Source organism: Arsenophonus sp. aPb (genome assembly GCF_029873475.1).
Taxonomy (GTDB): Bacteria; Pseudomonadota; Gammaproteobacteria; order Enterobacterales; family Enterobacteriaceae; genus Arsenophonus.
Genome location: NZ_CP123499.1, coordinates 1,533,644 through 1,549,703, shown reverse-complemented (window position 1 = coordinate 1,549,703; position 16,060 = coordinate 1,533,644). Strand labels below are relative to the sequence as shown.

Genomic DNA, 16,060 nt, shown 5'->3' with positions numbered 1-16,060 from the left:
TAGCAGGAACAATAGGAAATTTGTTATTGTTCCTATCTTCCCGAGATAAGAAAATGCAATATTTTTTATTATCATTAATTATAGTTATATTTTCTTCGTCATCACTCGCTAATGTGATTATCGGAGGCACCCGCGTTATTTATCCTTCAGATAAACGTGAAGTTTCTATTGCTGTAAACAATTTAGACAAAGAGAATTTATTTTTAATTCAATCATGGATTGAAGACAAAGATGGTAATAAGGTTGATGATTTTATTATAACACCCCCCTTATTCAAATTATTGCCAGAAAAAGAAAATAAAATAAGAATCATCAATTCAACAAATCAATTACCAAATGATAGAGAGACTGTCTATTGGTTAAATATAAAATCAATTCCGGCATTAAAAAAAAGTGACGAAAACCGCTTAAACATTATATTAAAATCACGACTTAAACTTTTTTATCGGCCTAAAGAAATAATTAATGAATCCACTGAAATATATAAAAAAATAAAATTCAGACAACTAAACAAACAGCTTATTGCTCATAATCCAACTGCTTTCTATATCAATTTTAATTCGATAAAAATAGGAAACTTTATAATAGAAGTGCCCGGTATGTTGCCACCATTTAGCCAGAAGAAATGGCAAATCAAGACAAATAAAAATAATAAAATAGACTGGTCATTTATTAATGATTACGGTGCCATTATAGAAACAATTAGCCTATTAAATGATAACAACAATGAACAAAAAAAATAAAATTAGATATTATATCTCTCCCATTTATATTAGTTTAATATTTAGCATTTCTTCTAATTTATACGCTAAGAATGATGATTACTATTTTGATAAGGAAGCAATAGAATATGATAAAAAATCACCCATTAACCTTGCCCATTTTTTAGAAGACAATAATCAGTTAGCTGGTGTTTATAGAGTAGATATTTTTATCAACAACATGAACGTAGCCACCCAAGATATAACTTTTATCAATGATGAACAAGGTATACTTTATCCTATCGTCAATAGTAGTCTATTAAATAGCTGGGGAATTGATGCTAATTTTATTGAGCAAAAAATTATTGATCAATTAGCTACTGATACGATAATTGATTTCTGGCAACAAAATAAATTAGCGATTAGCGCTGAATTTGATTTTAATCAGCAAAGTTTATATCTCACTTTTCCACAAATAGCGTTAAAAAAAAACCAACACATAGCTTCATGGCAATCAGGGATACCGGCATTTTTTATTAATTATCGTTATCAAGGTGCTAATACTTGGACAAAAAATGATACTGATAAGCAAAATCACTTTATTGGCTTACTGCTAGGCGCTAACTGGCAAGCCTGGCGTTTACGCCATGATGGTAGCTACTCTTCCCACTATCACTGGCAAAATTATCGCACCACAGTTTCCCGTGATATTCATGCAATTCATAGCCAATTAAGTTTAGGGGAAAATTATACCACTTCAACGCTGTTTGAGCGCTTTCAATTTAAAGGCTTACAATTACAAAGTGACGATAGCATGTTACCCGACAATGCCAAAGGTTACGCTCCTACGATCCAGGCTATTGCCGAAACCTACGCAACTGTCACTGTTTTACAAAATAATATTCCCATTTATCAAACCTATGTGCCACCAGGTCCTTTTATTATTAATGATCTGCTTCCGTCATATTCTAATGATAAACTTAAGATCATCATTGATGAAAGTAATGGTAAACAACGAATAATTTATCAACCATACACGACTTTACCCAATATGCTACGGGTTGGTCGTTTCCGCTATGCGCTTAATCTTGGCCAATATTCACCCTCAAATATTAGTGCCTATAAAGCAAAATTTATCCAGTTTGATTATCAATATGGTCTATCAAATTATTTGACTCATTATGGTGGAATAATTATTGCCAACAATTATTATTCGAATGGGTTAGGATTTGGGGTTAATATAGGTCAATTGGGTGCAGTTACTTTCGATGCCAGCTATGCAAAAGCAATTAAAGGATCATATGACGCTGGTTACGTCTATCGTTTTCAATATGGTAAGTATTTTTCTACTACCAATACCCAATTAACGTTAGCAGGCCAACGATATAGCGAGAAAAATTTCTTAACATTTAGTCAGGCTAATAAACTTAAAAATACCCCTTCTCCGCTATTTTACTATGCAGAGAAAAGCCAGTTGCAACTTAACATTAGACAAAATTTAGCTAGCTTGGGTACTTTCTACTTATCTGCTTATCTGCTTATCAGAAAAATTATTGGAATTATGATGTTACAGAAGAAAGCTACGCGATTAATTATAGTTCGAGGATTTGGGATTTAGATTATACGATTAACTATAGCTATACGAAATCTAGGCGAGATCAATCAGCGGATCAGCTCTTGTCTATCAACTTGCAAATTCCCTTTAAGCGATGGTTAAAACGAACCTGGGGAAGTTATGGTATACAAAATAGCTTTGATCAGCGCCTTATTCAGCAAATTAATATTTACCACTCACCATTTGCTGATGAAAGTTTATTTTTAACGCTGCAACAAAACTATGAACGACACTATGAAAATCATACTAACGCTATTAGTGGAGCACTCTATAGCCAATATCGAAATCAATATGCAATCTTCAATTTAGGCTACCATCACGATCCCTATCAAAACCAATTAAATTATGGTTTACAAGGCAGCCTGGTGGCTCATCCTTACGGATTAACCTTAGCGCAACCTATTGGTGAAACGGCGGCACTAGTGATCGCAAAAGACGCGGTTGGGGTAAAACTGGAAAATTATTCAGGAATAAAAACTGACTATCAAGGTATCGCTATCATTCCCAATATCAGTAATTATCGGGCAAACCAAATTGCACTGGCAACTGAAACGCTGCCTGATGGTGTAGATATTGAATCTAATATACAAACAGTAGCTCCCACCCGAGGCGCAATCGCCATCGCCCATTTTGCTACCCAAATTGGTTATAGAGTTATATTTAAACTTCAACATCATAGCAAGGCAATCCCATTCGGCGCAATGGCAGCTTTAACCGATAAAACCACAATTTCTACCACTGGCATCGTCGATGATCAACAGCAGGTTTATTTAACTGGTGTACCTGCACAAGGTGAATTCATCATCACAACCGGAAACAACAATAACAATTATCGCTGCACATATGCGCTACCTGATGATGCCATACTAGCTAAAGTTCACAAAATTACTGCCCTCTGTCAATAAAAGGAGTTAAAATGTCAAGCCTTTTAGCTAAAACGATAAGTCTGTTTTTTTTACTATTTGGCTTATTTTCTTTAACCACTCATGCATCCACCTGTAACTACATGCCAGGCTCCAAACCAGCAGAGGTTTTTGTTCCTTTGCCAAATAAAATTGAGGTTTCACCCACCTTACCTGTAGGTAGTATTATTAAGAAAGCTTATGGATCAAATGCAAGAGGCAATCATAAAGGTTTTATCATTTGCCCATCAGAGCAAATCAAACACCAATGGAGAAATAGCCATCAATACGCAATATTGCCGTTATCTGATGCTATTTACCCAACAAATTTAAAGGGGGTCGGATTAAAAATTATTTATCGTGCCGGCAACTTACAGTCTTATATTGCACCTTGCAATGAACAGCCCGCAGGTAAAATATTTTGCGGAGAAACATTGTATAAAATTGAACTGCAATTGATAAAAACAGCTGAGCAGATAGAAACTGGCTATATTTCACAACAACAATTAACTGCTGCAACCATTGGTGATTTACCTATAGCTAATTTCAACTTAGCCAATACTCAAATTACCGTTCCTAAATTAAGCTGTTTTATCAATAATAATGCATTAGAGATCAATTTAGGACGTCTAAAAACCGCTGTTTTTGACGGCATGTATAGTACAGCGGGCAAAAAAGCATTTTATCTCGAATTAAATTGTAGTCATACCTCGACGGTTGAAATGAAAATGGATGGAGATACATTACCATCAAGCGATGATAAAATTTTAGCCTTAAATAAATATAATGCTGCACAGGGTATCGGTTTACAGATTTTGTATGAAAATAATCCCATCAAATTCAACCACTGGTTTATATTAAAAAGAGTACCTGATACTAAAAGTATTCCGCTATTTTTTCATGCGCAATATATTCAAGTGGCAGAACAAGTAACACCAGGGCTAGCAAATGCCCTTGTCACTTATCATATTAAATATCATTAAAATTGCGGTGGTAACACCGCTTTTTTTAGTATCACTCAGGCAATAATGAAATTTGTACCATAGCTTGTAGAATACGTTTATCGGAAATAGGATAAGGTGTGCCCAGCTGTTGAGCAAATAGGCTTACGCGCAACTCTTCTATCATCCAGTATATTGCTTGTACTTCAGGTTGTTGTCTTTGTGCAATTGGCAGCTTAGCTAGCCAACTCTGCCATTGCTGTTTAATATCCTCAATACGTACCATATGCGCCCGATCACGGTTGGGATCAATAACTAATTTCTCCAAACGACGCTCTATCGCATTGAGATAACGAATAATATCAGGCTGTTTTTGCCAACTATGAGAGGTAACAAAACCTTTAAATATTAATCCGCTAAGTTGGGTTTTAATATCAGAAAATGGCAATGCCAAATGCATATCTACCCGCCCTTTTAAACGCTTATTAATTGCAAACACGCGAGTTAAAATTATTTCAACCTGTTTAGCAATCTCAACCACGACAGCATTAAGCTCAGCACGAACATAAATTTGCAATCGCTGATAGTCTTCTGCTGTCCATACCAGTCCACCAAATTGAGCAATTAATTTGTCGACCCCGCAGCTGATACAATCATCTATTAGTTCAAGAACTTTGCCAAAAGGATTGAAATAGAGTCCCAATTTGGATTTATTTGGCAATTTTTCATGTAGGTATTTTATTGGTGAGGGAATATTGAGTAATAGTAGTCGCCTTAATCCTTTATTCATCGCCTGTTTTTGCTCTAATTGAGTTTCAAACATGCGGATTGCAACACTATTTTTTTCATCTACCAGCGCCGGATAAGCTTTAACGAGATAACTCCCACGCTTTTGCTCATAAAGTTGAGGTAGATCACCGAAACTCCATATATGTAACCCACTTTGCTCTATGCTATTGTTAATAACCGCAGATAATGTTTGTTGAACTTGTTGTTTTAATTTTATTTTTAATGCTGTTAGATCACGGCTTTCGGCAATAGTCTGGTTATTTTCATCGACAATGCGAAAGGTCATTTTCAGATGCGAAGGCAATTGATCCCACGGCCAGGCCTCGGCATCAATACTAACCCCCGTCATAAGTCGCAACTCTCGCGTTAGGCAATCTAACAATTTTCCCTGTGGAGTAGGTAGCCGTTGTAAAAATGCTTGCGCATAATTTGGCGCCGGCACAAAGTTACGCCGTAACGATTTAGGTAATGATTTGATCAACGCTATAACTAGTTCTTCGCGTAATCCCGGTATTTGCCAGTCAAAACCCTCATCTTTCATTTGATTAAGTAGCGATAATGGAATATGAACGGTTACACCGTCAGCCGCACTGCCAGGTTCAAACTGATATGTTAACGGCAATTTAAGTGCTTCTTGTTGCCAATAATTGGGATATTCTGCTAGGGTAACCTTATTAGCCGTTTCCCTCATTAGCATATCTTTATTGAATGTCAGCAAGTCAGGCTGTGCTTTACTAACTTGTTTCCACCAGCGATCAAAATGACGAGATGAGACAACCTGACTGCCAATTCGCTGTTCATAAAAATCAAAGAGCGCATCATCGTCAACTACGATATCGCGTCGACGAGATTTATGCTCTAGCTCTTCCACTTCAGCTAATAATGTTAAGTTTTGTTGGTAAAAAGTGTGGCTAGTTCGCCAGTCTCCCTCAACTAGTGCATGGCGAATAAAAAGCTCACGACATAATAATGGGTCAATCTTACTGTAATTAACTTGACGACCCGCCACAATAGGTAAACCCAATAGGGTGACACTTTCCGACGCCATAACAGCACCTTGCTTTTTTGACCAGTGTGGCTCGCTGTAATGATATTTCACTAAATGCCCGGCCAGTGGTTCTATCCAGTCAGGCTCGATTATCGCCGCAATACGACCCCAAAGTTTATTGGTTTCAACTAATTCTGCCACCATGACCCATTTAGGTGGTTTTTTAAATAAACTGGAAGCAGGAAAAATCATAAATCGTGCATTTCGGACGCCCAAAAAGTCAGCTTTATCCGCCCCTTTTTGACCGATATGAGAAAGCAGACCGGCAAGTAGCGAAATATGAATAGCCTGATAATCAGCAGGTTCGCTGTTGATAGCAATACCTAATTCTTTAATCACCTGGCGCAACTGGCTATAAATGTCCTGCCACTCCCTTAAGCGCATAAAATTAAGTAGATCCTGTTTACATTGCTTACGAAATTGCGCATTGGATAAAATAGTTTGTTGCTGTTTAACAAAATCCCATAAATTTAGGTACGCTAGAAAGTCCGAACGTTTATCGATAAAACGATGATGCTTTTCATCTGCAATTTGTTGTTTATCTAATGGCCTTTCGCGAGGATCCTGGATAGAAAGTGCAGAACTGATCACCATTATCTCACGTACACAGCCATGTTTCCTCGCCTCTAAAACCATACGACCTAACCGCGGATCGAGCGGGAGTTGTGCCAGTTGACGGCCAATTTGCGTCAGTTGAAAATCGCCATCAACGCTTTTATTGGCAATGGCGTTTAGTTCCTCAAGTAAGCGAATACCATCTTGAATATTGCGCTTATCAGGCATTTCAATAAAAGGAAATTGATTGATATCACCTAATCCGACCGCCATCATCTGTAAAATAACCGAAGCAAGATTGGTACGTAAAATTTCAGGATCGGTATACAATGGTCGAGCTAAAAAATCTTCTTCCGAGTACAAGCGAATACAGATCCCCGCAGAGACACGGCCACATCGTCCTTTACGTTGTTCAGCAGAAGCTTGTGAAATCGGTTCGATCGGCAAACGTTGTACTTTTGTGCGATAACTATAACGGCTAATACGCACATAACCGGTATCAATTACATATTTAATACCTGGAACGGTCAATGAGGTTTCTGCTACGTTGGTCGCTAATACGATCCTTCTGCCTGAATGAGATTGAAAAATACGGTTTTGTTCACTGTTAGATAAGCGCGCAAAAAGCGGTAATATTTCTGTATGCTTTAAATTCAGTTTATTAAGCGCTTCGGCCGTATCTCGGATCTCACGCTCACCACTCATAAAAATCAAAATATCGCCGATAGCTTGTTGACTTAATTCATCAATCGCATCAATTATGCCATCAAGCTGATCGCGACTACTATCGTTGCTCTCACCAATAATGGGCCGATATCTAACTTCTACTGGATAAGTTCTTCCCGATACCTCAACAATCGGCGCGTGAGCAAAATGTTGGGAAAAACGCTCGGGATCGATGGTCGCGGATGTGATAATAACTTTTAAATCAGGACGTTTAGGTAACAATTGACGCAAATAACCCAAAATGAAATCAATATTTAAGCTACGTTCATGCGCCTCATCGATAATTATCGTGTCATATTGCAGTAATAATTTATCATTATGTAATTCTGCTAATAAAATTCCATCTGTCATTAACTTAATGAACGTATTATCGCCTATCTGATCATTAAAACGAACTTTATAACCAACAGCACTACCTAATGGAACATTAAGCTCTTCTGCAATCCTGTTAGCCACCGAGCGAGCAGCCAATCTGCGAGGTTGGGTATGGCCAATTAAGCCTTTTACTCCTCGGCCAAGTTCTAGACAAATTTTTGGGATCTGAGTTGTTTTGCCCGACCCCGTTTCGCCAGCAATAATGACGACTTGATGATCACGAATCGCCTGATATATTGCCTGTTTTTTCTCAATAACAGGTAGATTTTCTGGATAAATAATTGTTGGACGAGCCCTTTGCCGATTGGCGATTTTTTTTTGTCCAGTGACGATATCCGTTTTAACTAATTCAATAATCGATTGGCGGGATTTTTCATTTTTTATCTTCTTTATCCCGGCTAAGCGCTTTCTTAATAACAATTGATCACGCAATAATAGCTGATCAATATCAGCGTATAGTGTTGTTAAATCAGATTTCACTTTTAATAAGACCTTACTGAAGAGGCTTGTTTGCTGAGTTGATCATCAAAACACGACATAACTAACACTTACTCATCTTTGCCCAAATAATAGGGTGTTATAGTAACTTATTTTTGTGTCCAGCGGCCATTTATACCTAACACATATTCACCCTTTTTTGCCCCATCTATTAATTTTTCGCCAGCTATTTTTGCCACTTGCTCCGTCTTAAGTTGGTTACTTTGCGCAATTTCAGCGTATTTTTGTTCACGAGCCTGATTAATACTATTGACCAATGCGTTCACTTCAGCATTATCTTTTACCACGGCTGCCAGATAACCAGTTAGTGTTTCACCAACCAGCCCACGCTGCTTAGCCTCGCTAATTGACAAGCTTAGCGCGGGAAAACTGACAACAACACTCATTAATATCAATAAACAAGGTAAAATATATTTTTTTATCATATCATCTGTTATCCAAAAAGATCGCTATTATTTTTTAGTAATCCCTCAACCTGACGATCAACTTTAATTTTAATTTCATGTTCAATTTTGACATTCATATTAATATTTATTGGCTTATCCGGTGTTGCTACTTCTAACCGAACACAACTTGTTGATAAAAATGCCGCTGACAACATCAGCATATACCAAATTTGCGTTTTCATTACTGGTTTTCACCTTTTTTAATCGAAATATTTTTTTCTAACCAATCACCCAAATTATTACCAAACTGTAAACTGCGCCACAATTGAAAGATATTTTCTTGATGGCAATAATTTAAATGAACTTGCCGATTTTTACTCTCTAAAGGATTAAAACCATAAATTTGAGCATTGATGTTAATATCCCCCAGATTACTCAGGCTAATTTTGGCTTGACTTCGATTTATTTCCAAATAACGTAACCATGCCATAGCAACTCTAGCAGATAAATTATTTTCACCGATAGAATCCACTAACTCTTTTCCTAATCTTAAAGTAATATTGCCTGAATTTGTTAACCACCCTTCTTTCACGATCCAATCGGGATTATCCAGAAAGAAAGGTAATTGACCACTAATTTTTCCTGACATCGCAACCTGAGAAGAGGTTCTAAGGCGAGTTAATAGTTGACTTAAATCTATCCGATCAATAGTCAGTATGGCTGGTGCTATTTGTGGCCAACGCAACGTAGCCAATCGAACAGCACCACCTAACAGATCAATGTTAACTTGCCGTAGCTCTAAGGGAAATTGTGCAGTTGCCGGATAATAACCATACAGATCGGCCGCTATATTTTGCATATCAAACAGACTCTTAATCTGTTTGATCCTAATTTTTACTGGCAATTTAGTGCCCAACTGCCAGCGACTATTTTGTAAACGCCACGGTAAAATAAAATCAATTCCATTAACACTACCATCTTTTAACCATAATCCAGCATTAGCAACCGACCAATGTCCACCAGCAATCACTCCTTGATCTCGTGCCACCGAAAACGCCGCCTGAGCATAAAAATTACCTTCTCGCAAAGTGATAGCTAAATCTGGCGGGATCAAAGATTGAAAAGCTAAGACACTCTGCTTTTGCCAACGGGCATTTCCGCGTAATCTTATGCCATCCCAACGAATAAAAAATGGGATCGGACCGAATTGTTGTGCTGAGAGTGCACCGGTTAATTGAAAATCAGCTGGATTCCGGCCAATTAATTTAGCTGAGATTGTTGAGGCAGGCAAAAAGCTCTCATTACCAAATTCTATTCTATCAGTATGTAAAATAAGTTCACCGGCAAAGTTAGCTTGTTTAGCATCGCGTTGCCATTTTAATGGTTTTAAAAGTGTTAAACGGGGTTGAATCATATTGAGCGTGCCATACTGAATTTTATCAAATCCGGTATTCAATCTGTTTACAACCAGTAAAGAGTTAATCCAATAACCATCACCACTAAGATCCCAATTAGCTTTAAGGGGATGCAACTGGGCATTTCCCCAATAATGCCATCGCCATTGACCTTGGTCTGGTTTAAAATTATTGGCTTGACCATCAAAATGTAATTTTACTTTACCCCAATAACTATCTGTTGTCGTTGCAATTGCCTGCAAACGACCAGTTACGCCTTGTGCCGTCAAATAAGTGCCCGCTAGTGGCAAACGTAGTTCGTTAAGGGTTAATGTTTTATTTATCTTGCCATACATTCGGATTAATGATGATGGTAAAAAAGTAATACGTGGCGAGAGCAATGGACCAGAAACCAAGGTTGGTACTCGCATATCAACAATCAGATCATTAATCTTAATCTGTCCCATTAAATGAAATGGAATATGACTTTTTAGCCAATCTAATTTACCCTGCTCAACAGTAAGCACTAAATTAGCTTTGCCTTTTCCCCCGGTTGTCAGCATATTAGCGCGACCACTAATACGCATATTCGTTAAACTGTCACGCCAATTAGCTAGCTGAAAATCGATTTTTCCTGATAATAATTGATCACCATTTTGCCAACGCCATTTTCCTTCCTTAATAGTCAAAAGCTTATCATCTAATTGCCAAGGCAGATCGAGTAATGGTCTTTGCGACTGTTGTTCTGTTAATTGCAAAATACCTGAGCGATTTGACCAACTTAACTGCCCAACTAGCGGTTTAGCATAACGATTAGTAATTAAAATTACGTCAATTTTTCCATCTACTGGTATGAGTGTTGAACTCAATGGTAGCGCGACATTACCGGTTAAATTAACCGTATCTTCATTCAATCGAAGAAAAAAATGCTCTATATTGAAATAATCTGCCGCTGTTGTTCGTGCGACAAGTTGTATATTTTCACCTTGATAATTGATATCTAAGTGATGACTTTGGCTTACTTGTAACTGAAGTTTTCCAGCCAAAAAAGGCCAAGGATGTAAAACGAGTTGCTCAATAGTTAATTCCAATGACGGGATTGCTGTTAGGATCTGTTTTATATCTATTTGACCTTGTGCTGTTTGATCATCTTTTAACTGAGATAAGCAATTATTGTCACTCATTAAAGATTGAGCATGAATTATCCATTTTGTTGGCCATTTAGCAGCGGGAGAAACGATTAATTGATTTATCTTGACCCATTCACAGCGGTCTAGCGCAATGTTTATATCGGCGACAACAATTCCTTTACGCGTGATTTTTGGTAAAGTCAATGACAAGGTTGCACCTTTGGGTAACCATAGTTGACTAATTCTAGGTAACCAATTAGGTAACGTAAGCCAACTGGTAATAGCAATAAAAAGCAAGATAATGAATAGCAAAATAATATATTTTATTAATTTAGTCATTTTACTATCCCTTTGTTTAGATCAACCTTACTAAAACCATAATAATGGATTTTTAATTTTCATCCATCATATTGATACTTGATCACCTGCGTTAACGATAATATCAACAAATTTTTATCCATCAATTCATATTATTCTCTATTTGTGCCATTCTATTAACAGCCAGCACATTTATCGCTACAGATACAAAAGTTATACTCATTTTATATTGGAGCCTGCAATGAAAGTCGTTTCTTATAGTACAAAACAATACGACCGCCTTCATTTCGATCAAATCAACAAAAAGGGTAATTTTAATTTTGATATTGAATACTTTGATTTTCCACTCACACCACAAACAGCTAAAAATGCCGCTGGCGCTGATGCTGTTTGTATATTTGTTAATGATGATGCCAGTCGCGCAGTCCTTAAAGAGTTGGCGAAGTTGGAGGTCAAAATTTTAGCTTTACGTTGTGCCGGATTTAATAACGTCGATTTAGCGGCAGCAAAAAAACTGGCTATTCAAGTTGTGCGCGTACCCGCTTATTCTCCCGAGGCTGTTGCTGAACATACAGTGGGTTTAATGCTTTGTTTAAATAGACGTATTCACCGTGCGTACCAACGTACTCGGGATGCCAATTTTTCACTGGAAGGATTAACCGGTTTTAACATGCATAATCGTACCGCTGGCATTATCGGTACAGGGAAAATCGGTTTAGCGACATTACGTATTCTTAAGGGGTTTGGTATGAAATTACTTGCCTATGACCCCTATCCTAGTGAAGCAGTATTAAAACTTGGTGCTAAATATGTTGATTTAGATACTCTATTAAAGCATTCAGATATTATTAGCCTTCATTGTCCATTAACAAAGGAAAATCATCATTTACTTAACGAACAATCCTTCAATAAAATGAAAGATGGGGTTATGGTGATTAATACTAGCCGCGGCGGTTTAATTGATTCTAATGCTGCCATAGAAGCACTAAAAAAACAAAAAGTTGGCGCCTTAGGTATGGATGTATACGAAAATGAACGTGAGCTATTTTTCGAAGATAAATCGAATGATGTGATCCAGGATGACGTTTTTCGCCGTTTATCTGCCTGCCACAACGTTCTATTCACTGGCCACCAAGCTTTTTTAACCGAAGAAGCGCTCAATAATATTAGCGAAACAACCCTACAAAATATTAAACAGATCGCTCAAGGAAAGCCGTGTGCTAATGAAATTGAAGGTTAATTCTTAACATTACATCAATATTTATTAATACGATTTCTATCAGGTTATTGCCATGAGTGTTTTATAGCACTCATAGCAAAACTATGGCTAGTCAACCTATGAATAGTTCAAGGTGCTAAATACAACCAGCAACCGCTGATAACCTAATTCTTGCCTTTATACGCCAGTAATCGTAACTATCATAATTGATAATTAATTTTTATTTAATTGAGCGAATTAGCAGCATTAACTGCTATCACAGCAATACTGTTGGTGCTGTAAATTTGAGGTTATTAACTGGATAAAGAGATTGCAAATATTAATCAATCAACTTTTCAAATCGTATTTCTCCATTTTGTAAATTCTCAACCGGCAACCAACCCAGTTTTTGATAAAAACCGCAGGCACGACTTGCCGCATCAGTCGTTAACCAAATTTTTTTATGTTGTTGAAAAAGAAATGTTTCAGCTTTGGTCAATAAAGTTTTACCAAAACCTTGCCCGGCAAACTCAGGACGAACAAATAAAGCAAAAATATTGCCTTGCTGCCTATTGGCCATAGAAAAGCCGATAGGATTGCCAGCCATTTCCGCAATCCAAGCACAAGGAGCCGACAGCAAAATATCGCGTAATGTGTCAGGCGTAATTCCTTTATCAATAAGTTGTTTTCTGGAAAGGTGATTTTCTTTTACACTGGTTCGAATAGCAAAAAGTGACGCAATATCATTAACATTAGCTAATCTTACAAATTGCTCTAAATTATGGTTTGTCATTTTTTTCTAACATCAAATGGTATTAATAATATGATCTTCCCAATCCATCACTTCAATTTCTCTAACAGCAATATGCCGAACAGATATTTTGGCCTGATGCATAGCTAATTTTGAACCGGTTTTTAATGGATGCCAGGCTGGCAGCGATTTTCCTTCCGCAATTAAACGATAGGCACAAGTGAGCGGTAACCAACGAAAGGTAGCCAAATTATCCCGTGTTAGTTTGATACAATCTGGTTCATAACGAAATCTTTCTGCATAGTGTTTGCACTGACAGGTTTTAAGATTTAATTGATCACATGCCACGTTGGTCAAATAAATTTCATCGCTATCTGCATCCAGTAATTTATGCATACAGCATTGCCCACAACCGTCACATAATGATTCCCACTCTACATCGGTCATCTGTTCTAAGGTTTTGCGCTGCCAAAAAGGTTGAGACATATAAAATAAAAATCCTCTTATTAGATAACACGTGTTTTTAATACACGATCGTTTAAATGAAGGGTAAGTTCGTCATTAACTTTTAGTGGGCCAACACCTTTGGGTGTGCCAGTCAAAATAACATCACCTGGTCGTAAAGTAAAAAAACGCGATATATAACTGATCAAAGGTAATATGGCTGTCAGCATATCGGCGGTATTCCCTTCCTGTCGTATTTGGTCATTAACCAACAAACTTAAGCGTGCTTTTTGGGGGTTACCAAACTCATGAGCAGCAATAAATCCAGATATTGGACATGCGCCATCAAAGGCTTTGGATTTTTCCCATGGCTGGCCAGATGCTTTTAATGTTTGCTGTAAATCACGTAATGTCAAATCAAGTGCTACAGCAAACCCTTTAATTGCTGTTTTAATTCTCTCTAGATCATTTTCCTGTTTCAATGTTGTACCAATCAAAACGGCTAACTCGATTTCATGATGTACCGTCCCTAGCCCTTTTGGCAGCAAAATTGGTTGTGTAATATCACAAAGCGCAGTTTCCGGCTTAATAAAAATGACCGGCTCTTTATGCTGCTTCCCGCTCATTTCTTGCACATGTTCGGCATAATTACTACCTACACAAACCACTTTATTAGCCGATACATCAAGCAAAGCTCCCTGCCAATCATGATGCTGATACATAAACTTACTCCTATTTATTGTTCGCTATACTCAATTTATTATATTTGTTGAGCAATACCATCAGCCATTAAACAAACAGATAATGAAAAATAGTAAGAGCGATTCCAATGCATGATAGTGCGAAAATTATCTGTCACAAGATAGATCCTACCTTGCGGATCTTTTGGAATAATTAACCAAGTCGGGGTAGGTAACGCTAAATTAGCCATCACAGGAACTTCTACGCCAAGTTTTTTCCATTGCTCAACGGATTTACCGTTTTTCTTTACCCCAGCCAAACCAATATCGAAACCTGTTGGTAACTTAACCTGTGTACCCCAAGGTAAATAGGTTTGCCAGCCTTCATACTTAAGGTAATTAGCAATTGAAGCAAAAACATCTGCTTTGTTGTGCCAGATATCAATCTGACCATTACCGCTACCATCTATAGCATATTGTAGAAAAGAAGTGGGCATAAACTGCGTTTGTCCCATTGCACCGGCCCAAGAACCTTTTAAACGACGGTTTCTCGGCACATACCCATTGTCCATAATTTTGAGTGCAGCCATCAGTTGTTTACTAAAAAAACGTTCTCGACGGCCATCAAAAGATAATGTTACTAATGCAAAAATTACATCTTCTTGTCCTTGCATTTCACCAAATTTACTCTCTAATCCCCAAAGCGCAACAATATATTGCACCGGAATACCAAACCGCTTACTCGTTATCTCCAATTGGTTCCTATTATTATGGTATTGCTGTATTGCCATACTGACACGTGATGATGGTAAAACTTTTTGTAAATAATTTTCTAAATTGACGCTAGCACGCCTTTCCGGTTGTCCACGATCTGCGGCCACTATTCGCTGAACAAAATAAATATTGGTGAAAGCCCTTGCAATCGTTGCTTCGCTTATACCTTGTTGCCTTGCCATTTGCTTTAAATAGGCAACATAAGCGGGAAATTCAGCCAGGCTACGTTTTTTATGCGGAAATGCCTTACCTAACGAAATTTCACTGGATGGCGCAGCTATTGCTTGCGGTACTGATATTAATAAAACCACTTTAGGCAGCATTGCTATGAGCAAATCACCTATTAATAAGAAACTACCAATTACTAGATAAATAAGTTTGAGTCTCATACAGATAATCCTCAAAAATTTTTAATTCAGTATTATCTTATTGTTGCTCTGCCAGTAGTTGAGTTTCCAATTTATCAATTAGGTAGCCATAATCTTCCATTATATTTTCAACCGGAGGCGGAAACTGGAGATAATAACCAACCTCGATGAGTTCCCTTTTAACCCTGTCAATATCAGCATTGGCTAATTTTTGGCGTTCTGTCAAACAGAGGGTCATGACAAATCGGGGAGTACCAAATTGCTGTAATAATGGTTTAGGAACTCGTGAAAAATTGTCTTTTTTTTCTACAAAAAGATAAGTTTGTTCTTTTTTTGCACTACAATAAACTACACAAAACATTCAATTTAGCTCTTTTTTATTAACATGTTTGACTTGCCGGACTAACTAAGTAACTATAACATAATATTGTATTTCCTAATATCATCATCCAAAATTCCACTATGGA

14 protein-coding genes are annotated in these 16,060 nt (G+C 37.3%); 5 read left to right on the top strand and 9 right to left on the bottom strand.

The annotated features are described in order from the left end of the window. Positions 1-26 precede the first annotated feature (26 nt). The 4 genes from QE177_RS06895 to QE177_RS06880 are packed head-to-tail and all read left to right on the top strand — an operon-like array spanning position 27 to position 4,201. Positions 27-743 (top strand): molecular chaperone, encoded by a 717-nt coding sequence (locus QE177_RS06895; protein WP_280552133.1) that lies wholly within the window; start codon positions 27-29, stop codon positions 741-743. Beyond that, positions 727-2,319 carry a fimbria/pilus outer membrane usher protein gene (locus QE177_RS06890; protein ID WP_280552132.1) on the top strand — a complete coding sequence of 531 codons (1,593 nt, stop codon included), beginning with the start codon at positions 727-729 and terminating at the stop codon, positions 2,317-2,319. Before QE177_RS06895 ends, QE177_RS06890 begins: the two co-directional genes overlap by 17 nt. Next, positions 2,226-3,221, top strand: a complete 996-nt coding sequence (locus QE177_RS06885) for a fimbria/pilus outer membrane usher protein (RefSeq protein WP_348519928.1) — start codon at positions 2,226-2,228, stop codon at positions 3,219-3,221. The genes QE177_RS06890 and QE177_RS06885 overlap by 94 nt, the downstream gene beginning before the upstream one ends. A gap of 11 nt (positions 3,222-3,232) precedes the next feature. After that, positions 3,233-4,201: a fimbrial protein gene (locus tag QE177_RS06880; protein ID WP_280552131.1), complete on the top strand. Its 969-nt coding sequence runs from the start codon at positions 3,233-3,235 to the stop codon at positions 4,199-4,201. A 31-nt stretch (positions 4,202-4,232) separates the two neighbouring features. Here QE177_RS06880 and hrpA read toward each other — a convergent pair whose 3' ends face one another. From hrpA to QE177_RS06860, 4 genes are all read right to left on the bottom strand, one after another. Further along, positions 4,233-8,132: an ATP-dependent RNA helicase HrpA gene (gene hrpA / locus QE177_RS06875; RefSeq protein WP_280552130.1), complete on the bottom strand. Its 3,900-nt coding sequence runs from the start codon at positions 8,130-8,132 to the stop codon at positions 4,233-4,235. A 107-nt stretch (positions 8,133-8,239) separates the two neighbouring features. Continuing rightward, on the bottom strand, positions 8,240-8,575 hold the full coding sequence (locus QE177_RS06870; RefSeq protein WP_280552129.1) for a YdbL family protein: 336 nt from the start codon (positions 8,573-8,575) through the stop codon (positions 8,240-8,242). Between the two features lie 8 nt (positions 8,576-8,583). Next, positions 8,584-8,778: a YnbE family lipoprotein gene (locus tag QE177_RS06865; RefSeq protein ID WP_280552128.1), complete on the bottom strand. Its 195-nt coding sequence runs from the start codon at positions 8,776-8,778 to the stop codon at positions 8,584-8,586. Next, positions 8,778-11,399, bottom strand: a complete 2,622-nt coding sequence (locus QE177_RS06860) for a YdbH family protein (RefSeq protein ID WP_280552127.1) — start codon at positions 11,397-11,399, stop codon at positions 8,778-8,780. The genes QE177_RS06865 and QE177_RS06860 overlap by 1 nt, the downstream gene beginning before the upstream one ends. 220 nt (positions 11,400-11,619) lie before the next feature. On the opposite strand from QE177_RS06860, the gene QE177_RS06855 reads away from it, so the two are divergent. After that, complete coding sequence (locus tag QE177_RS06855) at positions 11,620-12,618, top strand: 2-hydroxyacid dehydrogenase (RefSeq protein ID WP_280552126.1); 999 nt, start codon at positions 11,620-11,622, stop codon at positions 12,616-12,618. A gap of 298 nt (positions 12,619-12,916) precedes the next feature. On the opposite strand, the gene QE177_RS06850 is transcribed toward QE177_RS06855, so the two are convergent. From QE177_RS06850 to QE177_RS06830, 5 genes are read right to left on the bottom strand one after another with little or no spacing between them, the layout of a single operon-like run. Then, positions 12,917-13,369 carry a GNAT family N-acetyltransferase gene (locus QE177_RS06850; RefSeq protein WP_280552125.1) on the bottom strand — a complete coding sequence of 151 codons (453 nt, stop codon included), beginning with the start codon at positions 13,367-13,369 and terminating at the stop codon, positions 12,917-12,919. Between the two features lie 12 nt (positions 13,370-13,381). Further along, a complete protein-coding gene (locus QE177_RS06845) occupies positions 13,382-13,813 on the bottom strand; it encodes a YcgN family cysteine cluster protein (protein ID WP_280552124.1) in 432 nt (143 codons plus the stop codon). Positions 13,814-13,833: 20 nt separating this feature from the next. Next, positions 13,834-14,493 (bottom strand): fumarylacetoacetate hydrolase family protein, encoded by a 660-nt coding sequence (locus tag QE177_RS06840; protein ID WP_280552123.1) that lies wholly within the window; start codon positions 14,491-14,493, stop codon positions 13,834-13,836. Positions 14,494-14,531: 38 nt separating this feature from the next. Beyond that, complete coding sequence (locus tag QE177_RS06835; protein WP_280552122.1) at positions 14,532-15,614, bottom strand: lytic murein transglycosylase; 1,083 nt, start codon at positions 15,612-15,614, stop codon at positions 14,532-14,534. Positions 15,615-15,651: 37 nt separating this feature from the next. Then, positions 15,652-15,954, bottom strand: a complete 303-nt coding sequence (locus QE177_RS06830; protein ID WP_280552121.1) for a YcgL domain-containing protein — start codon at positions 15,952-15,954, stop codon at positions 15,652-15,654. Positions 15,955-16,060 lie beyond the last annotated feature (106 nt).